Consider the following 20,133-nt stretch of genomic DNA (forward strand, 5'->3'; position numbering starts at 1 on the left):
TCGCTCGATCTCCGCTGGGGACAGGATTGGCGGTGACATACAACTCCCTCGTCGGGTCAGCAGTACATATCCAGGCTTGCGAAGCAACGTTGAGGTGAAGTGGTCGACTTGTTTACGGTTGTGTTACAGCTCTGTGTCGTCGATCCGGGGCAGCCGCACGACGAAGCGCGCGCCTCCTCCCGTCCGCCCGGCGCATTCGACCCGGCCGCGATGCGTGGCGATGGTCTCGGCGACCAGCGCCAGGCCGATGCCGGTTCCGGTGGCCGACCGTCGGCCGGTGCGGGCGGTCGCGAAACGTTCGAAGATCCGCTTTCGGTCCGCAGTCGGCACTCCGGGACCCGCGTCGTCGACGATGATCACCGCGTCGGTACCGTCGCGGCTTGCGGTGACCGCCACCACGCCGCCGCCGTGCCGGTCCGCGTTGTGCAACAAGTTGGCCACCGCGCGTTCCAGCTCCAGCTTGCGACCGCGCACGATGACGTCGTGGGTCACTGTGAGCAGTTCCGCCGGATAGCGGCGATCGGCCAGCGTATGGGTCAGTAGGTCGCGCACAGACAGTGGCTCGGCGTCGCCGTGGTGCATTCCTGCCTCGACGCGGGCAAGGGCGAGCAGGTCGTCCAGCAGCCTGCGCAGATGATCGACCTCGTCGGTGACCAGGCCGAGCGCGCGCCGAGAGCGTTCGGGCAGATCGTCGCGGTGCCGGTTGAGCACGTCGACGCTGGCCATCAACGTGGTCAGTGGCGTGCGCAGCTCGTGGCTGACATCGCCGAAGAGCCGGTGTTCACGCTCGATACGACGCTGCAGCGAGTCCACCATCGTGTTGAACGACTCGACGGTGATCGCCAAGTCGTGGTCCGGGGTAGTGGACAGCCGCAGGTCCAAATCGCCGGAGGCGATCCGGGCCGCCGTCCCGGCGAGCTGGTGCAGCGGGGTCAGCACGCGTCTGCTCGCCCACCATCCCACGGCCGCGCCGATCAGGGTGACCACGATGGCACAGCCGATCAGCACATTGCGCAGCAGATCCAGATCGGAATTGAGATCGCCGGACTGCTCGGTGCTCGTATGCGGCCGCTGCGCTTCCAGGTAGCTGCGACTGATGAGGAATACCGAAACGACCAGGACGAGCGACATCAGCGCGGCGATCGTCGCGAACGCGGCGGTCACCCGGCCGCGCATGCTCCAGGCGTTCGGGCTCCAGTGCTTCGGGTTCAGAGAGCGCTCAGCGCCGAACATCGAGTCGGTAGCCGAGCCCGCGCACCGTCACCACGATGCGCGGATCGGACGGATCCCGTTCGATCTTGGTGCGCAGCCTGCGCATATGGACGTCCACAATGCGCTCGTCACCGAAGAATCCGCGATCCCACACCCGCTCGAGCAGGACTGTGCGGCTGAGCACCCGGCCCGGCGCCTCCGCCAGCTCGCACAGCAACCGGAACTCGGTGAGCGTGAGCCGGATCTCCTCGTCGCCGCGACGGACCACGCCGCTGTCCTGCGCGAGCACCAACGGCGCTGTGTCGTCGGCGTCGAGAATCATCTCCTGCGGCGTCTCGCGCTCGGCGGTGAGCCGTGCGCGACGACGCACCGCACGCATACGGGCGGTGATCTCCTTGATCTCGAACGGCTTGGTGACGAAATCGTCGGCGCCCGCCTCCAGCGCGGCCACCACGTCGTGAGTGTCGTCGCGGGCGCTGACCACGATGATCGGCACGTCGTGGTCGCGGCGGATCTCCCGGATACATTCGAATCCGTCCATACCACCGAGCATCAGGTCCACGATCATCACATCGGGGGCGCCGTTGCTGCGCAGATGGGTGAGCGCGTCCTCGGCTTCCCCCGCCTCGTCGACGTCGTAGCCCTCGTCTTCCATGGCGAGTCGTAATGCGCCACGGACCCGGTCGTCGTCTTCCACGATCATCAGGTTTGCGCCCAAGACCTTATCCCTTGCAGACACGCGGATCCGCGTCACGATGCGGAGAATCGCAACCCCATACCGACGCGAAAACCCGCTTTCGAGCAACCTTGCCTGATTACGTTTACCCGAAGATACCGTCCCGTAAACGTTCGGCAGCCCACGAGCAGGCGCGCTCATCCTCCGCCGACCGGGACACCAACGGCCGATGGAGCGGTGATCGGGCCGAAGACGGTCGGTCGTGACCCGCCGTTCGGTGTCTGTTCGGCCTGCCGTGCCGCTAGCCGAATCGATGTCGCCAGAACCTTTCTGCCCGTGCGAACCATAGTTCGGCGGCAGCGCAGAGCGCTGGGCCGAGGCCGACATTGCCCCGGCCTCGCTCTCCGCGGAGTCGAGGTCGATTCGCGTGGCACCGGTGACCGGGCTCACGCTGTCGCACAGGCCGGGGTGGGCTCTCCGACGCCGAATACCGCCGGAGCGATCATCGCGCACTCGGCGGCGAGTTGAGGGCAACCACGGACGGGAACCGCGAGAACACCTGAGTTCCGCCGGAGAACCGAGCAGCAGATCTCTCGGTCGTTGGTAGCCTGATCCCGGAGGTGGCGGATCCACCTGGTCCGAGCGCGGGCGACCGCGCTCAGGGTGATAGATGGCCAGAAGTGGGGACGCTGCGACCGGTTGGGCCGAGCGGCGTCGGTGCCCGTGACCAGCAGGCTGATCCCGATCAGGGATGTCACCGGTCGGGCTGCTCGAGCCGATTGAAATTGCTCGGCGTCCCATCGGGCCGCTGTTCCTGGTAGCGAAAATGCAATCGCCGCGCGTCGAACGTGGCGAACCATTCGTCCCAGTCCACGGTGCGCAGCACGGCGCCACCGTACCCGGGAAAATCGAAGCGAAGCACACCGAGCCGCCCGTCGTACTCGCTACCGGGCAAGGTCGCGGGGCGGGCTCCGCGTTGCTCCGCCCAGCGCCGGATCACCTCATGACTCGTCGTGGTGCGGGTGTCGTTCATGCGCTCCGTCCGCTGCACGGGGGGAGGGATTTCCGTTGCATGTCTCGGCGACCTCGAACTGCCCGACCCGGGGTTTCGGGTGCCTGGTCGTCGCTGCTCGTTCATGACGAACTCCTCGAGCCGTAGGCATCGTTTGTCCGGCTTTCCTTCACGTACCCCACGTCACCGACGCGCAAACCGCTCGTATCGCCCGCTCCGCCGACGACCAGCGCCGATGGGGCTCCAGCGGGCTGATTCGGGCCAGAGGGCACGGGTACCCGGACAGCGTGGTCGACTGTCCCGGCGGTTCGGTTGGCCTGCCGTCGTAGGCGATCACCTCGGTCGTCGCCGCGCCGCAGCGCGTGTCGCGTCGAGACAGCGCAGAGCGAGGAGGAGATCGAATGAGCATGATGCGCCCGGTGCCACCGAATCCCAGCCCAGTCCCGCAGGAACCGATACCCGATCCGATACCACCGGCGCCCGGCCCCGAACCACTCCCCGACCCCGAACCCACACCGCGCGATCCGGATCCGGTCCCGACGACTCCGGAGCCCCGGCCACGCCCCATACCGGACCCTGGACAGCCGATACCCGATCCCGGGCATCCGTTCCCGGCCCCGCAGCCGCCGGGACCGACACCGGATCCTGCGCCACCGAATCCCATGTGACCGCGGCGTTTGCCCGACGACGCAGGCACACTCGATCGCGCGTGAAACGGCCGTGACTGGCGGGTCAGTCCCGCAACGCCTGTTCACGCAGCTGGTTCAACGTTCTGGACAGGATGCGCGAGACATGCATCTGAGAGACGCCGAGGCGATCCGCGATCTGGGTTTGCGTCATCGATTCGAAGAACCGCATCACCAGGACTTGCCGCTCACGGTCGGGCAGCTCCTCGATCAGCGGCCGGACCGCGAGATAGTCCTCCACCACGTGGTAGGACGTTTCCTCCGCACCGAGGCTTTCCAGCAGCGGCAACGGCGCGTTCTCGATGTCCTCGCCCGCGACGGCGTCGATGGACGAGGACTGGTAGGCGTTACCTGCGATGAGGGCCTGGGTTACTTCGACCAGGTCCACGTCCAACTCCGCGGCGAGTTCCCTCGCTCGCGGCATACGGCCGAGGCGTTGGGACAGCGTCTCCACTGTGACGCCGATGGTCAGCTGGATCTCCTTGACACGCCGAGGCACACGCACCGCCCAGGTGTTGTCCCGAAAATGCCGACGCACCTCACCCATGATGGTCGGCACCGCGAACGACAGAAACGATGACCCGCGGGTGACGTCGAACCGGTCGGCCGCCTGCACCAGACCGAGGCGCGCGACCTGCAACAGATCATCGAAGTTCTCGCCACGGCCGGAGAATTTCCGAGCGATGTGGTCCGCCAGCGGCAGGCATCGGCCGATCAACTCCGATCGCACGGTATCTCGGCGCGGGTCATCGGGGTCCAGTGCCGCGATCTTCTCGAACAGCGGCTCGATGTTGTCGTAGCTGTCGCCGCGCGATCTCGAATCAGCGGTCATCCGCGACACCTCGTACCCAACTGAAGTCCACGATTGTCGGGTATCCGCCGAGCATCCCGTCGTAGGGGCTTTGCGCAGCGGCGATCGAATCAGTCAGGGTCCGGACGATGTGCCAGCCGAAGCCGTCGCCGTCGACCGCCGATGGCGAGACGGTGACCGAGGAGACGTGGACGAACATCTGGTTGGTGTCGTAGGTGAAGTTGCAATCGATGGCCGACTCCGAGACGGCATCCAGGATGAGGGACGTCGCCACCTCGTCCAGCGCCAGCCGGATGTCGGTCACCTCATCCAGCGCGAAATCCGCGATGAGCGCGACGGTTTCGGCCAGGGCGCGCAGCATGGTCAGCTGCTCCAACCGGGCAGGCACTCGTACGCCGATTGTCGTCGTTTCGGTCGAGGATCGGGAAGTCCACTCGCCCATGCCCATCACCACCTCGCTCTCGCAGCCGACAGGGAGACGGTCGGGTACCGCTCCCGGCGTTCCCGACCACACACGAGCCCAGCGCTCGCGGCGGGCGGAACACAAGAGGCCGCGACTTCCTCAAACGGTGGCGTACCCGCCGCATGATGCTCGAAACGGCTACGCGTCGAGCCGCCGGAGTCAACCGTTTCGGACACGCTCGTGTGCGGTGAGCAATAGATGGTCGAATCGGGTGCGCAAACCGCTCGCGGAATCCGCCAGCGACGCCAGATCGGCGACCAACCGCTCCGCCAGCGCGCGCAGTTTGACGTTGGTTTCCTGCGAACGCCAACTGAGCACGCGGAACGCCTGCTCGGGACCGATGCCGTATACCAGCATGAGCGCGCCTTTGGCCTGCTCGATCACCGCTCGTGCGGCGTACAGCTCAGGGAGCGCGTCGTCGAGGGCTTCCTGCCGGTGCTCTTCGAGCGTGTCGGTGACGTCGATGTAGTACCCGGATGTACCGACCACCTGGTCGCGCTCATCATTCATAGTGTCGGCCACCACGATCACATGGTGGACTCGCCCGCCCGTATCGATGATCCGGTGGCGGCTGGAGAACGGCTCGGTGTTCTCGATGGACTTCTCCAGCGCGCTGGCGACCTGTGCCCGGTCCTCGGGATGCTTGTGGGTCAGCAGAAGCTCCGTGGTCGGCGTGATACTTCCAGGCGGATAGCCGTGGATCTCCGCTACTTCGTCGGACCATTCCCAGCGCCGATCAGCGAACCAGAACCGAAAGGCACCAACGCTTTGCGGCGTGCCGAACCCGATCACTTGGCTCAGCACCAGACTGTCCTCCGGCGGTAGCGACCCACTTTCAGTCATGTCGCCAGTATCCTTTGCGGCCATACGCCACGCGAGCGCATCACGCCACGCCGCCCCCGCGGGTGCCTCCCTTATGGGAACCGCTCAGCCGTGCAGGGCGGCGCGTATCGAGGCGTATCGGTGGAACAGCCCGCGGACCTCGGTGACCTCGAGGGCACGCTCGATCACCTGGCGTCCGGCCACGATACGGAGGTCAGGGCCACCATGGGCGTCTCGGTCTTGTTTGACCGCGCCCAGCGTCGCCGCGACCCGCAGACTGAGGAATCGCGCGGCGCGTAGATCGACGACTATCGCGTGGCAGTCCGACTCCGCGGCACGATCGAGCGCTTGGAAGAACTCGGAAAAGGCCGCGGCGTCGAGTTCGCCTTCGACTCGGACCACGACACATTCCCGGCGGCGGTCCACGTGTTGCGCCCACAAGCGGGCCTTCCCGCGGGGTTTTGGCCCCGAGCCGTTCCGATGTACTCCGTCGGCGTGCTCCCGGAGCAAAGAAATGGCGGACATAACAGAACCTCCCGTACAAGGGGGGATTTCCAGCCCTACGCGGCGGGGGCGACGATCGTGGACGGATGTCGCAACAAGGTTGTCGCTACTTCCGCCGGTCGGCGGGCCCGGGGTTCGTGCTCTCCGCGTCGAACCGGGGTCGGCTGTAGTCTCAACCTGCCTCTCAGTCTGTCATGGTCCGGCACTGCTGTCATAGGTTCAGGCGGGAACTGCTGCTGTGGGCCGACGCCATTTCCGGTGACCTGCGGTCGCGTCGGTGGCAGCGTCGGTGAAAGTCGCATCCGCTCTTCCGCCCGATGTCGGTCACCACGACGCCGTTGGAGGCGGCGAGGTCGGAGTCCGGCGGCCCTGTTCACGGTCGACTCGGCATTCGTCGAGCTGGCGCTGCTCGGCGTAGGCACCGGAATCGGCGCGACCGTTCGTTGCCTCGCCCACTGTCGCTCCTTCCTGCTTTCCACATGCGTGCGCGCGAAAGAAATCGCTCTTGTTGTCGACTGCCCGCATACGGCCGAGGCAAACAACCGTGTCATCCGCGGCCGCCCAGCCGGTGGTCCTTTCCGATCGATCGTGGGCGGACCGGGAACGCCGCGGCCGGCCGCCGCGCATTGTTTCGGTCGGTATCGCCGAGGGCATATCCGGCACAAATCCGGATCCGCGCATTCCCACCCGGCCGAGGGCAACACGCACTGTCGCTCCCCGCCGCGCCGCACCCCTGGAGGAGAACGGAGCGCATCGTGAAAATTGCCATGGTTTCCGACCACGCGAGCCCTTTGGCGCAGCTCGGCGGCGTCGACGCAGGGGGACAGAATGTCCATGTCGCCGAACTGTCGGCGGCATGCGCCAGACGGGGGCACGACGTCACGGTCTACACCCGGTGGGACAATCCAGCGGACGAGCGGGAGGTGCGCACAGCGGCGGGCTACCGAGTCGTCCATGTACCGGCGGGCCCACCGAAGCCGCTCGCGAAAGACCAGATTCTGCCGTATCTCGGCGAATTCGGTACGTTCCTGCAGAGGCACTGGGCGGTGGAGAAACCCGACATCGTGCACGCCCACTTCTGGATGTCGGGGTTGGCCGCTGAGTTGGCGGCGCGGACACACAGTATCCCTGTCGTGCTCACGTTTCACATACTCGGCACAGTGCAGCGGCGTTATCAGGGCCTGGTCGATGCCAGCCCGCGTGCCCGCGTCCGGTTCGAACGATTGATCGCCGCGCGCGCGGCGCACATCCTGGCCACCTCCGCCGATGAGATAGTCGAGTTGAACAGAATGGGTGTCCCACGGATCCGGACCTCTATCGTGCCGTGTGGGGTCGACCTGTCGACGTTCACGCCCGAAGGACCCACAGCCGAACGCGGTCGTCCGCATCGGCTGCTCGCGGTGGGGCGCTTGGTGCCGCACAATGGGTTCGACACCTCGATCAAGGCACTGCAGGAACTGCCTGACACGGAATTGGTGATCGCGGGCGGCGCCGCCGACGACAGCGAGCGTGGACGGCTGCGCCAGATCGCCGTGGATTACGGTGTGCAGGAGCGGGTTCGGTTGCTTGGACCGGTCGCACGCGCACAGCTGCCGCGCTGGTATCGCTCCGCTGACGTGGTGCTGTGCACGCCGTCGTACGAGCCGTTCGGGATGGTCCCGCTGGAGGCGATGGCGTGCCGCAAACCCGTGGTCGCGACCGCGGTGGGCGGCATGCTCGACACTGTGATCGACGGGGTGACCGGACGTCTGGTCGCGCCGCCCGAGCCGATCGCCGTGGCGCGCGCCGTGCGCCCCTTGCTCGACGACGCCACTCTGCGTGACACCTGGGGCGCTGCGGGATATCGGCGGGCCGCGGGCCGCTACGGCTGGGATCGGATCGCAATGGAAACACTGACCGCCTACCACGAGGCCGCACCAACGCGCGCGGGTGATGTCGTCTCGTCGGCAAAGGAACAGGAATCGGCAATGTCTTGATCACCGGAGGCGCCTCCCGCCTCGGCGAGGCGACCGCCGAGCAGCAGGCAGGAGGCACGCCCCCTGATCATCGACCGGGGCAAGCCGGAGAACGGATTCGCAAGGTCCGCTGTGCCTTGTCCCCCGACTGTGACAATGCGCTCGGCAACTCGGACGTCTTTGCGTCACCACGTGCGGTTGTCTTGGGCGTTGCCCGCGCTCCTTCCTTGTCGAATCGACCTACGGACGGCCGCCGATTCAGCCCGTGGCGGTCTGCCGGCACGTGGTCGCTGACCCGGTCAGCGCACGATTAACCCGGCATTCCCCGGGTACCACCGCAGCATGGCAGCGACGATCGACCAACTGCTGCACGCGCTGACCCGCGCGGTGAACGCGCTGTCCGGCGCCGGTATCAAGTTCGCGGTCGCGGGTGGGTGCGCGATATATGCGCGCGGCGGCCCGGTCAGCCAGCACGATGTGGACATCTTCGTCAAACCGGAGGACGTGTCGCAGGCCATGCGGACGTTGGCCCGCAGCGGATTACGAGTGTGCGATCCGCCAGAGGATTGGCTGCGCAAGGTGTACGACGGCGATGTTCTGATCGACGTGATCTTCCGGCCGAACAACCGAGAAGTGACCGACGAATTGCTCGACCGCGCGACCGTAATGCGGATCGGGCCCGCAGCGGCGCCGGTGATCAGCGGCACCGATCTCATGGTGGACAAGATGCTGGTCTTCGATGCGCACCGGCTCGACCTGAGCCCGCTGCTGCACACAGCGCGTGACGTGCGCGAACAGGTGGACTGGGCGGCAGTGCGCGAGCGGACCGCCGTGTCCCCGTACGCCAGGGCGTTTCTCGGGCTGCTCGACGACCTCGGCATCACCGATACGGGGAAGGTGAAGTGAATGGAACAACCCCAGTACCTTGTCGCGCACCTGCGCAGGGCGCTCGCCGAGGATCCGCGGACCGCCGAACTCGGCGTGCACGTGACGATCCGCGGCGACGTGGTAGTGCTCGGCGGCGAAGTGAGCAGCGAGCGCGTCAAACAGCAAGTGGAAACGATAGTGCGCGAACAGCTTCCGCAAGCGCGGATCCACAACGACGTTCACGTCACCCACCTCGCCGCGCCCGCTGACAGCGAAGATCTCGGAAGGGGCTGAACGGAATGCGAATCGCGGCAGTCGGCGATGTCCATTTGGGTGCGGAGTCACGCGGTCAATACCGGCCCGCGATGCTGGATCTGCCCGAGCGCGCGGACATCCTCCTGCTGGCAGGCGACTTGACCAGGCACGGCACGCTGGAGGAAGCCGGGGTCGTTGCGGCGGAGTTCAGCGGCATCGGTGTCCCGGTCGTCTCGGTGCTCGGCAACCACGACCACCACAGCGACGTCGAGCAAGACATTGTGAAGCTACTGACCGACCACGGCATCACGGTGCTGGAGGGAACGGCGGCGCGCTTCGATATCGACGGACACAGTCTGGGCGTCGCGGGTACCAAGGGCTTCGGCGGTGGGTTCGCCGGAAAGTGTGCCAGCGTTTTCGGCGAGCGCCTGATGCGCGAATTCGCCGCACATACTGTGGATCTCGCAGGATCGCTGAGCAGTGCCCTGGCCGAATCGAGCGCCGACGTCACGATCGCGCTGACGCACTACTCCCCTGTCAGTGACACCTTGCATGGTGAACCGCGGGAGATCTACCCATTCCTCGGCTCCTACCTACTCGGTGAGGCTATCGACGCGACCGGCGCCGATCTCGCACTGCACGGCCATGCGCATGCCGGCGCCGAACGGGGCACCACCCCGGGCGGCATCCGAGTGCGCAACGTGGCCCAACCGGTGATCCGTTCGGCGTACGCGGTCTACGAACTGCACCCGGATGGGGCCTGATCGGGGCAGCCGGATCAGAAGTCGGTCGAGACCGCCTCGACCGTGCTACCCGACTCGGCGTTGCCGAGCGACGTCGCGACGTCGGCCTGCGCGATGATGCCGACCAGACGGTGGTTCTCCAGGACCGGCACGCGCCGTACCTGATACTGCGACATCACCGACATGACTTTGCGCACGTCGTCGGTCGCGTCCACGGTCACCGGCACGCCTTCGGCGAGTTCGCCCGCGTCCACGCCGAGCGGGTCTTTGCGTTCCGCGACCACCTTCAGCACGATATCGCGGTCGGTCAGCATGCCTTTCAGCCGATCGTCCTCGCCGCAGATCGGCAGCGCCCCCACGTTCAGCTCCGCCATCCGTTGCGCCGCAGCGACGACAGAGTCGCTGGAGCGCACACATTGGACGTCCACGGACATGATTTCGCGCGCGATTGTCATCAGAGTTCCTCCTCCTCGTGCCGTACAAGTGCGCCGGCCGTCCGGCCACTCGTTGTCCGCGTACCCGGGTCTGACACATGTACACGTTCGCCTGCGCTCGCGTTTCGGACGTTGTGGCGCGGGCATTCGGCGGATATGGAAGCTCCGACGACTCATTCGAACGGGGCGACGAGATCTCTGAACGTCCTCGTCTGGCATGTGCACGGCTTCTGGATGACCTCGTTCGTACAGGGGCGCCACCGATATCTGTTGCCGTATGACGCCGAGCTCGGCGATTGGGCGCGGGGCCGCTGCGGTCGCGCCTGGCCCGGCAATGCCATCGAGATCGCACCGGCCGACCTCGCCGACGAAGACATCGATGTCGTTGTCCTGCAACGTCCGCACGAATTGGACCTGGTTTCGGAATGGCTGCGCCGGTCCCCCGGCTCCGACCTGCCCGCGATCTACGTCGAGCACGACACGCCGCACGAGCACGCGACGCTCACCCGGCATGTCCTGGCTGACCGCGCCGACATCCAGCTCGTGCACGTCACACACTTCAATCGGCTGATGTGGGACAACGGTCGGTGCCCGACCACGGTCATCCCGCACGGCGTGCTCGATCCAGGGCATCTCTACACCGGAGAACTCCCGCGTGCCGCCACCATCATCAACGAGCCGGTGCGGCGCTGGCGGATCACCGGCACCGACCTGCTCGGTCCGCTGTCCGACGCCACACCGATCGACGTCTACGGAATGGGCACAGAGGGTCTGCACAGGGCACTTCGGGTCGCCCCTCAACGGGTGTGCGGTGTAGGCGACTTCACGCAGGACCGCCTGCACGTCGAGCTGGCTCGCCGACGGGTATTCGTGCACGTTCCACGCTGGACATCCCTGGGTATGTCGGTGATCGAGGCGATGTACCTCGGGATGCCGATCGTGGCGCTCGGCACCACCGAGGCCTCGGCGTCGATCCCGGCCGAGGCCGGTGTCGTGTCTACCGAACCGGGCATCCTCGCCGAGGCGATCCGGCTGTTCCTGCACGAACCGATGTTCGCCCAGCTGACCGGCAAGGCCGCCCGGCATTGGGCGCAAGCCAACTTCGGCATCGACGAGTTCGTCGCAAGGTGGGATCGCCTGCTGACCTACATCGCCGATGGACAGGGCGGATGAGCGAGCAGTCCTGGTGGCCCGGCTGGACAGCGCGGGCGACGTTCTGTTGACCGGGCACGCCGTGCGAGCGGTCGCCTGGCGTACCGAGACGGTGACCTTCCTTCCGATCTCGCCGAAGTCGCTGGGCCGCCACCGAACGGCTCATGCGGACACCGGTTGGTTCGCTTCGAACGGGGTATCCGGTCGAACACCCCGTTCGAAGTCAGGACGAAAGGACATCCTTATGCTTCCCGGACCCGATGAGCCGACTCAGCGATACGACCCTGCCGAGCACGGTCTGCCCCGGAAGCACAGCTTCCCGGACCACGCGAGAACCGCCCGGAGTCATGCGGGCGAATCCATCGAAGACGCTCGTAATTGGCCCGGGATAATCCTCGTCGGGGTCGGCGTCGTCACCGTCGCGCTCACCTTGACCGCCGCGGGTTACGGCTTCGAAGGCTGGGCCATCATCGGAGGCATTGTCGCCGCGGTGTGTCTGCTCGCCGGAGCCTTCCTGACCATCGCCGAGCATCGGAAGGTCAAGGCGCGCGAAGGACGCGCGCTGACTGATCCAGGCGGCCACTGATTTGTCGCGGTCGAGCGGGGTATGCGAAATCGTAACGCTGTGCGTTATCGGCGTTTTCGATTCGGAGGAGATGACATGACACACCATCGCTACCGTGCGACGCGCGCCTTGCTGATCACCGGTGTGTTTGTGACGGCGCCGGCCCTGGTCGGGTGCACGGATGACAAGGACGTCGATTCCGCGCCCACCTCCCCGACCGATGCCACTGTTTCGATCACGATGCCCACACCGGGTTCGTCGCAGGTGCCCGACACCGACCAGATCACCTCCGGGGCGGCGAAACAGTTGTGCGACATGATCCGTCCGGAAATCGACCACTGGCGTGACCAAGGCCCCACGGTCGGCAAGGTGAGTTTCAATGGCACCGTGCACAATTGGGCCGCCCGCAACGGAGGCCTGAACGACACTGTCATCCGCGACCGCTCGGTCGTCGACGCTATCACCACTCAGAACTGCCCGGATGTGCGTCAGCAGGCCCTCGAGGTGCTCGACATTCCGGATCTCGCCTCGGGGCTCGCGGGATTCGGCCGATGAGAGCGGCATGTGCGATAGCGGCGTGCCTGGTCACCACTGCTGCTGTGGTCGGCTGCGGTGACGAGACGAAGAAGGTGGTGAATCGCGGCGGCGACACCAAATGCAGCGAGTTCGTCGCCCAGGACGCGGACAAGCAACGCATTACGGTCACGAAATTCCTGGAGGAACGCAATGGCGACCCGTCACCGAGCGACGACCGCACCATCGACGGCGTGACCGCCGCGATCGAAGCGATGTGCTCGGTGCAGGCCAATCCGAGCACGCCGATCCGCGAGGCGGACCTCTCGGGTGTCCTCCTGCCCGAATAGCTGGTTGCGCCGCGGTTCGGGGCGGGTTGGGCGCTGACCTGGATCCCGGTCTTGATCGATGCCGCCGAGGTAGCGGCCACTGCCGACCGGCAGTAGAACACGTGGAACAGTGAGGAAAAAGTATGACAACGCGCCACCACCAGAACGTCGTCGATTTATTGCTTATGCAACACAGGAGAATGCGCGAATTGGTCGATGAAATGCTGTCGACATCGGACGCCGAACGGCGGGAACCGCTAGAGGAGTTGGCGCGCTTGCTCGCTGTACACGAGGCTACCGAAGCGGCACTTCTGCACACCGCGGCGCGATCTGCATAATTTGGTGTACTCCGGATAATTCGTCGGCGGCTCGGTCGGAACGCGAGGGTAGTCCGGCGAAAGCCGGACAACCCATCCGTCACCACCGACGTAGACTACCGCTGTCCGCTCTGGTAGGCGCGCTGACGCTTTTCGTCGACCGCCGCTTCGGGCGCGTTCCTTCTCGGCGGCCGGCTCCTTCTGCGCGGCTTCGCGTTGAGATCCGGCCTTGTCCTGCTGGGCCTTGCCCTCGTCCCGCAGATCGTCATTTCCGAAGACCGTTCCGGCGGCCTACCGGTTATCAGGTGTACATCGATCGCGTACCCGGGATACACAGGCTCAATCAGGACTCCACGCTTTCGGAGTTCTGGATGGCGACCGCCGAATATTTGGCCGGCACGCGGGATGAGCAGAAATACATTCGACACGAACCGGCGTGTACGCATATTTTGCCGGGTGCGTTTCAGCACGTCGGGACCGGCTATGCCGCACCCATGACGTCATTGTGGTTGCATGATGCCCAGGTGCCGGCGCGGTTGCGGCTGACGCCCGGATCGCGCTTCGACACCGTCGTGATCGGCGCCGGGCTCACCGGTCTGGTCACCGCATTGCTGCTCGCACAGGGTGGCGTCCAGGTGGCGGTGGTCGAAGGTCGGCGTGTCGGCGCGGGCACGACCGGCGCCACGACCGGAAAGATCAGCCTTCTCCAGGGAACTCGCGCACAGCAGATCGCACGCCACCATGCCGACCGCACCGTCCGCGCCTATGTCGACGCCAATCGCGAAGGGCAGAAGTGGTTGCTGCGCTTCTGCGCTCAGCGTGGGGTGCCGGTGCAGCAGGCGACGGCATACACCTATGCGCAGACGGAGGCCGAAAAGTCCTCGGTGCGAACTGAATACGCCGCGACCCAAAAGGCGGGGCTGCCCACCGAACTGGTCGACGAACTCGACTTGCCCTTCCCCAGCTACGGCGCGGTACGGCTGCCCGACCAGGCGCAGGTCGACCCGATGAAACTGCTGGCCGCGCTGGCCGCCGAGGTTGAATCCCATGCCGCGCCGATCTTCGAATCGACGCTCGCCCAGGCCGTGCACCACGACCGAGATGGCGACCTTGTGGTGGCGACCGAGCACGGCGACCTGGCCGCGGGCACCGTCGTCCTCGCCACGGGCACACCGATTCTGGACCGCGGCGGGTTCTTCGCGCGGCTCACCCCGCAGCGCTCGTATCTGGCCGCTTTCCGCGTGGACGAATCCATTCCGCACGACATGTATATCAGCGCGGGACAACCCACCCGGTCGCTGCGCTACGCCCCGGAACCGGACGGCGATCTGCTGCTGGTCGGCGGCAACGGCCACGTGGTCGGCCGCGGCGGCTCGACGCGCGCGAAAGCCGCCGACCTGGTGAGCTGGACGCAGACCTGGTTCCCCACCGCCGATCCGATCTACCAGTGGTCGGCCCAGGATTACGCTCCGGTCGGTGAGCTGCCCTACGCCGGGCCCTTGCTGCCCGGCATGGAGCGCATCCTGGTGGCCACCGGCTACGCCAAGTGGGGCATGACCAACGGTGTCGCGGCCAGCATCGCACTGGCCGGGAGGCTCACCGGCAAACCACCGCGCTGGTCCGGAGTGTTCGCCAGCTGGCGTCCGGACGAGCTGAAAGCGCTTCCCGCCGCGGCCCGCGTGAATACCGCAGTCGCCCGGTACCTTTCGGCAGACTGGCTGCGGGTCGTTGTGAATGGCTCCAGCTACGGCGAGGTTCCCGCCGAAGGCGGCGGCTCCGTCGAACGACACGGTCTGCGGCCCACCGCCACCTGCACGGTCGACGGCACCACCACCCGTCTGTCCGCGGTGTGTCCGCACCTGTATGGCATCGTGCACTGGAACGACGCCGAGTGCACCTGGGACTGCCCGTTGCACGGCTCACGGTTCGCACCCGACGGGACGCTGCTGGAAGGGCCGGCCACCAAGCCACTCACCGTCTTTCACTCCTCGGAGGACCCGCGCTGACCGAGTTCACGGGCCCGCTCGCTCAGATCGGCTCCGCCACCTCGAGACGTCGAGCCACAGCCCGATTCTGGGCGTCGCCTCGCGCGGCACCGTGTCCAAGCCCGCAATGCCGAACGCGCCGTATGCGTCCTTGCCGCGGCCCGCTTCCCGCGCGGCGACAGGCCTCCAGATGCGGCGCGAGCACGATATTCATCGTCCGTCGCATTGCGGAACCGAAGCCACTGCGGCGGTGATGTTGTCACCACCGCCGGCGCGCAACGCGAACTCGACGAGGCCGCGGGCCGCCGCCATGGGTACGCCCGCTGTGGCCGGGCCCGCCAGGGCGGTCGGGGCGGGCAGGTAGTTCCATAGGCCGTCGGAGCACAGCAGCAACACACCTGGACCTGCGGTGCGTATCGTCCGCACGCAATTGTCCGCCCACGGCCGGAGCGGGCTGTCTGCGCCGAGCCAGCGGATCAGGGTATGCGCACGTGGATCGTTCATGGCTGCGCGCTCGTCCATAGCGCCCGCGTCGACGAGGGCTTGGGCCCACGAATCGTCGGCGCTCAGCCGCTGCGACGGCGCATTCCCCGGCCCGTCCGCAGACTCGGCCCGCAGCCAATAAGCCCGGCTGTCACCGACGTTGGCGATGGTGATCTCGGCCGTCTCCGCGGCATGCGGCACGATCGCGCAGACGTAGGTGCACGATGGAGCCGGGCCGTCTGCGACGTCGACATCGCGAACCGCCTGCGCCGCCGACGCGAGCCCGGTCATGATCGCCTCGGTCGGGGCCTGCCCGCCCGCGAGTGCGGTGACGGTCGCGTGCACGCCTGCTCGGACCGCGGCACCAGAGGCCACTTGCGGCTGCGTGGAGGTGGACACGCCGTCACTCACCGCTATCACGGTGACTCCGGCCGCCCCAGCGGTCGCGCCATCGATCACAGCCGCTGCGACCGCGTCCTCATTGCGCTCATGGACGAGGCCGCGATCGGTGATTACCGCGACCGACCCGAGATCGGCCTCGCAGCGATCTCGAAGTGCTTGCGGCCGACGACATTCCGCGCAGCGTCCTTCGGCGTCGTAGCGGTCGCTGCCGCAGCCCGCGCACGGGCCAGGTGGACTCGGATCGTGGCTCGGCAGCGCGACGAACCGGTACCCGAGTTCGCGTCCGCACGCCGGGCAGACGTTGCTGTCCAAGCGGACGGCGGCGCACCCCGCGCAACGTAGGTCGATCCCCTCATCGCTCATCGGCGTGTCCTCGGGCTGCGCACTCCCATCGATACGGACGCGGCGGCGGAAGCCGCAGCGCTCTTCGTGTGCAGTCCGCCCGGCCGTTTCCATAGTGGCCCGTTGCTGGTGCGAGGTTCCACACCGTCCTCCTTCATCTCCCCGGCCCGGCGACTCCGCTCGGAATAGTACGGGAGCGTTCCCGGAGGCAGATCCCAGTGTCGGTTCGATCGAGATCCTGCCGTGACCGGCGTGGTGTCCGATATCGGACATAAGAGACAGGCAAACAGTTTGGCGCGTCGACGACGGACGGCACTCGCCGCAGGACCACACCGGGCGCAGGATGGCCTCCGCCAGGGAGTTCCACCAAGCGGTAGGTCGACCGGGCACGTCAGTCCGCGACGGTGACACCGATAGCCCTCGCGAAGGCAGGCGCGAGGTCGATCAGCTGCATGCCGCTGATCGTGGCGCCACGCAGGGCGTCGAGTCCGTCGGTGATGTCGAGGCCCGCCGCACCACGCAGGTCCACCTTCGACAGCCGGGCCTTGTTCAGCGATAGCCCGCCCAGCATCGATCCGGGAACGGTGACCTTCGTGAGTTCGGCATCGCCGAAATCGCAGTCGCGCAGCACACAGTCGATGAAGGAGACCTCGCGCAGCCGGGCGCTGCGGAAGTTGACCGAGTCGAACTTGCAGCCCTCGAATCGCACTCGTCGCAGGTTCGCGCCCGCGAAATCGACACCGGACAGAGCACCGGCGACCAGCTCACCGTCCATCCAGACCGTGTCGGCGAGTTCGGTTCCCACCCAGCGGACATGGCGCAGCCAAACGTCGGTGAACCGGGTGTACCGCATGCTTCCCCGGTTGATCACCATCGAGGTGAACGCGGATTCGCTGAACCGCGCGTTCGGCACGTCGAGGTCGTCGAACCGGCCGCCGTCCAGCCACACACAGTCGTAGTCGCCTTCGGGCTCGAGGTCGCCCCCCACTGCCGTGAGGTATTGGGCGTAGGGCAGGTCGTCGAGCTCACGCGGCATGCGCTCCTCCAGGTTCGTCGCGGTGGTCCGGTCGCCTCGCGAGTATGGCGGTCGGCACCGACAGCTTCGGCGGGGCTGGGTGCGGCCATGGGACCCACTCGGCGATCGCGTCCAACCGACCGGCGCGGGTGCGCAGGACAATTCCTTTTGGTCGTCGGCGTCCGATCGGTGCCGCTCGTCTGAAACATCGGAGCTGCTCACATTCTCGGACAACACTGTATGAACAACTTTCGACCCGGCCACGCAGGGCGGCGGCCGAGGCGCATGGGTGCAGCAAAATTGCTAGGCCACCCGTTCGAGCGCGCGCAGGTCTGCATCCAGCTTTCTGAACAACCAATAGACGGCGATGAACGCGAGCCCGGAGGCCGCGCACAACCCCAGAACCGAGTCGCGCACGAGCGGAAGCTCCGCAGGTTCGAGGGCACTGAATCCGGCCAGCACCCCAACCAGCGGCACTGACGCCGTCACCGCAAGATAGACCGTGGTTCTTCGACGCAGCGCGCGAAGATTTGCGGAGTCGCGCGCCGTGGTGCGGCCGTGGCGCAAATAGATGGGATAAACACAGCGGACGACGTAGAACGTCGAAAGGAAAAACGTGTAGGCAACCGAGATTGTGCCCGCCACCAGAACGGTCGTTGCCGCATGGACCAGCATCCGCGCCGGGAGGTCGGTAAACCGGACAAGCAGCATCACCCCCGTCACGGTTCCGAGAACCGCGAACAGAAGAGTGTTCATCGCACACAGATCGCCCCAAAATAGTGTTCCCGACCGCACCCGCGCGAGCATTACCTCGTCGTAGCGTCTGCCATGGCGCAAGCCACGAGGAACAGCGAGCAAATCACGCGATATGTATACGTAGACGAGGACGGACAGCGGCAAGGCACAGAGGTCGAAAATGGTGGTGCCCCGGTAGAGCTGCGAGGCGGTGGCATCGGGCAGGCGCGCGGCGATCAGTTCCTGGAGGTGCGCAGCCAGGTAGACATGAGCTAGGCCGACGCCGACCATCGAAGATGACCACAGGACGGGGGTGGGCCGTCGGGAAAGTCGTGTCCGCCAACTGTTCGGCGGCGGATAGACCAGGTCGCGGGCCCTTTCCTCGAGGCACAAGTCGAGCTGCTTGGCCAATTCCGTGCCGCACGAGTAGCGGTCTTCGCGGTCGGGCGACAGACACTTCAACAGCACTCGACGCAACGCCATGGGGCAATCCGAAGGAAGCTCCGCCAGGAACTTCGACTCGACGGGTCTGCGCCGCAGTTCGAGCATGCGGGCCAGCGACGTCTCCGACTCGCCGGCGGACCTTTGGTCCGCGAATGGGCGGTGTCCTGTGAGCAACTCCCAGAGCATGACGGCCAGCGCGAAGATGTCGCTTCGAGTGTCGAGGTCGGCGGCGGTCGTCAGCAAGTCCGGATGGCAGGCTTCGAGCTGTTCGGGCGACATGTACGCCAGTGATCCACCGAAGTAGGCCAGGGGACTTGTGCCTTTGACGCGTTTGCTGGAGCTGACGTTGAAGTCGGCCAACTTCGGAATTCCCTCGGCGCTCAACAGCACGTTCGCGGGTTTGATGTCTCGATGCAACACCCCTCGTTCAGATGCGTGTTGCAGCGCGTCCGCGAGTCGGCGGCCCAGCCAGGCGATGGTCTCCGGCCACGTCAGTGCGGCGGTCCGTGTTCGAACAGCTGATTCTGCGGGCCGAACCTCGCCCTTCTGCGCGAGTACCTCGTCGACGGCATCGAGCAGTAGTTGCCCACTGCGGTGCTCCTGTGGCGTCGAGCGCAGCAAGTGCCGCACATCGAGCAGCGTTCCCCCCGGTAGGTATTGCATATAGAGCAGCTTCAGCTCGCCGTCGGCGATGAGTCGCTGGTCGAAAATGCGCACGATGTACTCGTGGTCCAATTGGGCGAGGGTCTGCGGCTCGATGCCGTGATTGTGGGAAATCTTGACCGCGACCAGTCGCTGCATCGATTGTTGCCGAGCGAGATACACCTGGGCGAAGGCGCCGGCCCCGATCCTCATCAGGAGGTCGAAGTCCTCGACATGGTCGCCGACATCGATGGCGTCGAGGGCTACTTGGGCACTTGGACGAGCAATCATCGTGCTGCGGTAATCGCTCGGGAGCTGTGCCAGTTCAGGGCCGGCCGCCATGGGGGTGGCCTCAGCGATCATGGTCGCCGGTGCGGGCGAACCGCGGCGCATAGCGTGGAATTCCTCGTAGACCAACTCGGCTGGAAGCGGACCGTTCTGCAGCTCTGCAAATTCCGCACGATATTCGACCAGTCGTTTGGGAAAGTGATAGCGAAGCCAGCGGTATTCGAGGTCGATCTTGATCAGTTCGATCAAGATCGTTCGGCGCTGAGCCGGTTCACCGGGTAGGTATGCCGACAGGTCGGGTGGGGACCCGGACGCCCAAGCCTCTGAAAACAGTGCCACGACAGTGGCAAGCGCTGTGCGGGTTCGTTCAGCTGAATCGACCAGATCGATCGGCTCGTGCATAGGTAGCTCGAGATCAGCCCCAGGCGATCACATGGCGGCTACGCGCGATGCGGCCCGATACCGTAGTTGCCCCACATCA

At 66.1% G+C, this 20,133-nt stretch carries 20 protein-coding genes and 1 pseudogene; 9 read left to right on the forward strand and 12 right to left on the reverse strand.

All coding sequences use genetic code 11. From position 1 onward, the window contains the following. Positions 1–123: 123 nt before the first annotated feature. The 7 genes from OHB12_RS06710 to OHB12_RS06740 all read right to left on the reverse strand — a co-directional run bounded on the left by OHB12_RS06710 (position 124) and on the right by OHB12_RS06740 (position 6,207). On the reverse strand, positions 124–1,164 hold the full coding sequence (locus tag OHB12_RS06710) for a HAMP domain-containing sensor histidine kinase (protein WP_327117162.1): 1,041 nt from the start codon (positions 1,162–1,164) through the stop codon (positions 124–126). Between the two features lie 55 nt (positions 1,165–1,219). Continuing rightward, positions 1,220–1,930, reverse strand: a complete 711-nt coding sequence (locus OHB12_RS06715) for a response regulator transcription factor (RefSeq protein WP_327117164.1) — start codon at positions 1,928–1,930, stop codon at positions 1,220–1,222. Positions 1,931–2,642: 712 nt separating this feature from the next. Beyond that, positions 2,643–2,921, reverse strand: a complete 279-nt coding sequence (locus tag OHB12_RS06720) for a hypothetical protein (RefSeq protein WP_327117166.1) — start codon at positions 2,919–2,921, stop codon at positions 2,643–2,645. A 711-nt stretch (positions 2,922–3,632) separates the two neighbouring features. Further along, the gene (locus OHB12_RS06725) at positions 3,633–4,418 is read right to left on the reverse strand and encodes a SigB/SigF/SigG family RNA polymerase sigma factor (protein WP_327117168.1); all 786 of its coding nucleotides are present in this window, start codon (positions 4,416–4,418) and stop codon (positions 3,633–3,635) included. Then, positions 4,408–4,839 (reverse strand): ATP-binding protein, encoded by a 432-nt coding sequence (locus tag OHB12_RS06730; RefSeq protein ID WP_327117170.1) that lies wholly within the window; start codon positions 4,837–4,839, stop codon positions 4,408–4,410. Before OHB12_RS06730 ends, OHB12_RS06725 begins: the two co-directional genes overlap by 11 nt. Before the next feature lie 180 nt (positions 4,840–5,019). Then, the gene (locus OHB12_RS06735; RefSeq protein ID WP_327117172.1) at positions 5,020–5,703 is read right to left on the reverse strand and encodes a PAS and ANTAR domain-containing protein; all 684 of its coding nucleotides are present in this window, start codon (positions 5,701–5,703) and stop codon (positions 5,020–5,022) included. An 84-nt stretch (positions 5,704–5,787) separates the two neighbouring features. After that, a complete protein-coding gene (locus OHB12_RS06740) occupies positions 5,788–6,207 on the reverse strand; it encodes an STAS domain-containing protein (protein ID WP_327117174.1) in 420 nt (139 codons plus the stop codon). A gap of 734 nt (positions 6,208–6,941) precedes the next feature. Here OHB12_RS06740 and OHB12_RS06745 point away from each other — a divergent pair. From OHB12_RS06745 to OHB12_RS06760, 4 genes are all read left to right on the forward strand, one after another. Further along, positions 6,942–8,162 (forward strand): glycosyltransferase, encoded by a 1,221-nt coding sequence (locus OHB12_RS06745; protein ID WP_327117177.1) that lies wholly within the window; start codon positions 6,942–6,944, stop codon positions 8,160–8,162. 321 nt (positions 8,163–8,483) lie between these two features. After that, positions 8,484–9,047 (forward strand): nucleotidyltransferase family protein, encoded by a 564-nt coding sequence (locus OHB12_RS06750; RefSeq protein ID WP_327117179.1) that lies wholly within the window; start codon positions 8,484–8,486, stop codon positions 9,045–9,047. Next, positions 9,048–9,302 (forward strand): BON domain-containing protein, encoded by a 255-nt coding sequence (locus OHB12_RS06755; RefSeq protein WP_327117181.1) that lies wholly within the window; start codon positions 9,048–9,050, stop codon positions 9,300–9,302. 5 nt (positions 9,303–9,307) lie between these two features. Next, positions 9,308–10,027, forward strand: a complete 720-nt coding sequence (locus OHB12_RS06760) for a metallophosphoesterase family protein (RefSeq protein WP_327117183.1) — start codon at positions 9,308–9,310, stop codon at positions 10,025–10,027. A 14-nt stretch (positions 10,028–10,041) separates the two neighbouring features. Here OHB12_RS06760 and OHB12_RS06765 read toward each other — a convergent pair whose 3' ends face one another. Next, a complete protein-coding gene (locus OHB12_RS06765) occupies positions 10,042–10,461 on the reverse strand; it encodes a CBS domain-containing protein (protein WP_327117185.1) in 420 nt (139 codons plus the stop codon). Between the two features lie 213 nt (positions 10,462–10,674). Here OHB12_RS06765 and OHB12_RS06770 point away from each other — a divergent pair, with 213 nt between their 5' ends. The 4 genes from OHB12_RS06770 to OHB12_RS06785 all read left to right on the forward strand — a co-directional run bounded on the left by OHB12_RS06770 (position 10,675) and on the right by OHB12_RS06785 (position 13,020). After that, positions 10,675–11,613 (forward strand): glycosyltransferase, encoded by a 939-nt coding sequence (locus OHB12_RS06770; protein ID WP_327117187.1) that lies wholly within the window; start codon positions 10,675–10,677, stop codon positions 11,611–11,613. A 223-nt stretch (positions 11,614–11,836) separates the two neighbouring features. Continuing rightward, entirely contained in the window at positions 11,837–12,178 is a 342-nt protein-coding gene (locus OHB12_RS06775) for a hypothetical protein (protein WP_327117189.1), read from the forward strand. Positions 12,179–12,253: 75 nt separating this feature from the next. Then, the gene (locus OHB12_RS06780; protein WP_327117191.1) at positions 12,254–12,712 is read left to right on the forward strand and encodes a hypothetical protein; all 459 of its coding nucleotides are present in this window, start codon (positions 12,254–12,256) and stop codon (positions 12,710–12,712) included. After that, positions 12,709–13,020, forward strand: a complete 312-nt coding sequence (locus tag OHB12_RS06785; protein WP_327117193.1) for a hypothetical protein — start codon at positions 12,709–12,711, stop codon at positions 13,018–13,020. Before OHB12_RS06780 ends, OHB12_RS06785 begins: the two co-directional genes overlap by 4 nt. Positions 13,021–13,432: 412 nt before the next feature. Here OHB12_RS06785 and OHB12_RS06790 read toward each other — a convergent pair. Beyond that, positions 13,433–13,607 (reverse strand): annotated as a pseudogene (locus OHB12_RS06790) (CsbD family protein); the annotation flags it as partial. 203 nt (positions 13,608–13,810) lie between these two features. Between OHB12_RS06790 and OHB12_RS06795 the strand changes: the two are divergent. Then, on the forward strand, positions 13,811–15,322 hold the full coding sequence (locus tag OHB12_RS06795; protein ID WP_442800076.1) for an FAD-dependent oxidoreductase: 1,512 nt from the start codon (positions 13,811–13,813) through the stop codon (positions 15,320–15,322). Positions 15,323–15,511: 189 nt separating this feature from the next. On the opposite strand, the gene OHB12_RS06800 is transcribed toward OHB12_RS06795, so the two are convergent. The 3 genes from OHB12_RS06800 to OHB12_RS06810 all read right to left on the reverse strand — a co-directional run bounded on the left by OHB12_RS06800 (position 15,512) and on the right by OHB12_RS06810 (position 20,054). Continuing rightward, positions 15,512–16,549 (reverse strand): PP2C family protein-serine/threonine phosphatase, encoded by a 1,038-nt coding sequence (locus OHB12_RS06800; protein ID WP_327117197.1) that lies wholly within the window; start codon positions 16,547–16,549, stop codon positions 15,512–15,514. Between the two features lie 370 nt (positions 16,550–16,919). Continuing rightward, positions 16,920–17,564: a pentapeptide repeat-containing protein gene (locus OHB12_RS06805; RefSeq protein WP_327117199.1), complete on the reverse strand. Its 645-nt coding sequence runs from the start codon at positions 17,562–17,564 to the stop codon at positions 16,920–16,922. 282 nt (positions 17,565–17,846) lie between these two features. Continuing rightward, positions 17,847–20,054 (reverse strand): serine/threonine-protein kinase, encoded by a 2,208-nt coding sequence (locus tag OHB12_RS06810; RefSeq protein ID WP_327117201.1) that lies wholly within the window; start codon positions 20,052–20,054, stop codon positions 17,847–17,849. Positions 20,055–20,133: the final 79 nt, after the last annotated feature.

It is taken from the genome of Nocardia sp. NBC_01730 (assembly GCF_035920445.1).
Lineage (GTDB): Bacteria > Actinomycetota > Actinomycetes > Mycobacteriales > Mycobacteriaceae > Nocardia.

Coding starts and splice junctions, on each gene's coding strand:
- OHB12_RS06810 (WP_327117201.1), bottom strand. CDS start 20,054: ATGCACGAGCCGATCGATCTGGTCGATTCAGCTGAACGAACCCGCACA.
- OHB12_RS06750 (WP_327117179.1), top strand. CDS start 8,484: ATGGCAGCGACGATCGACCAACTGCTGCACGCGCTGACCCGCGCGGTG.
- OHB12_RS06755 (WP_327117181.1), top strand. CDS start 9,048: ATGGAACAACCCCAGTACCTTGTCGCGCACCTGCGCAGGGCGCTCGCC.
- OHB12_RS06785 (WP_327117193.1), top strand. CDS start 12,709: ATGAGAGCGGCATGTGCGATAGCGGCGTGCCTGGTCACCACTGCTGCT.
- OHB12_RS06730 (WP_327117170.1), bottom strand. CDS start 4,839: ATGGGCGAGTGGACTTCCCGATCCTCGACCGAAACGACGACAATCGGC.
- OHB12_RS06805 (WP_327117199.1), bottom strand. CDS start 17,564: ATGCCGCGTGAGCTCGACGACCTGCCCTACGCCCAATACCTCACGGCA.
- OHB12_RS06765 (WP_327117185.1), bottom strand. CDS start 10,461: ATGACAATCGCGCGCGAAATCATGTCCGTGGACGTCCAATGTGTGCGC.
- OHB12_RS06740 (WP_327117174.1), bottom strand. CDS start 6,207: ATGTCCGCCATTTCTTTGCTCCGGGAGCACGCCGACGGAGTACATCGG.
- OHB12_RS06795 (WP_442800076.1), top strand. CDS start 13,811: ATGACGTCATTGTGGTTGCATGATGCCCAGGTGCCGGCGCGGTTGCGG.
- OHB12_RS06800 (WP_327117197.1), bottom strand. CDS start 16,549: ATGAGCGATGAGGGGATCGACCTACGTTGCGCGGGGTGCGCCGCCGTC.
- OHB12_RS06770 (WP_327117187.1), top strand. CDS start 10,675: ATGACCTCGTTCGTACAGGGGCGCCACCGATATCTGTTGCCGTATGAC.
- OHB12_RS06775 (WP_327117189.1), top strand. CDS start 11,837: ATGCTTCCCGGACCCGATGAGCCGACTCAGCGATACGACCCTGCCGAG.
- OHB12_RS06760 (WP_327117183.1), top strand. CDS start 9,308: ATGCGAATCGCGGCAGTCGGCGATGTCCATTTGGGTGCGGAGTCACGC.
- OHB12_RS06720 (WP_327117166.1), bottom strand. CDS start 2,921: ATGAACGACACCCGCACCACGACGAGTCATGAGGTGATCCGGCGCTGG.
- OHB12_RS06725 (WP_327117168.1), bottom strand. CDS start 4,418: ATGACCGCTGATTCGAGATCGCGCGGCGACAGCTACGACAACATCGAG.
- OHB12_RS06735 (WP_327117172.1), bottom strand. CDS start 5,703: ATGACTGAAAGTGGGTCGCTACCGCCGGAGGACAGTCTGGTGCTGAGC.
- OHB12_RS06780 (WP_327117191.1), top strand. CDS start 12,254: ATGACACACCATCGCTACCGTGCGACGCGCGCCTTGCTGATCACCGGT.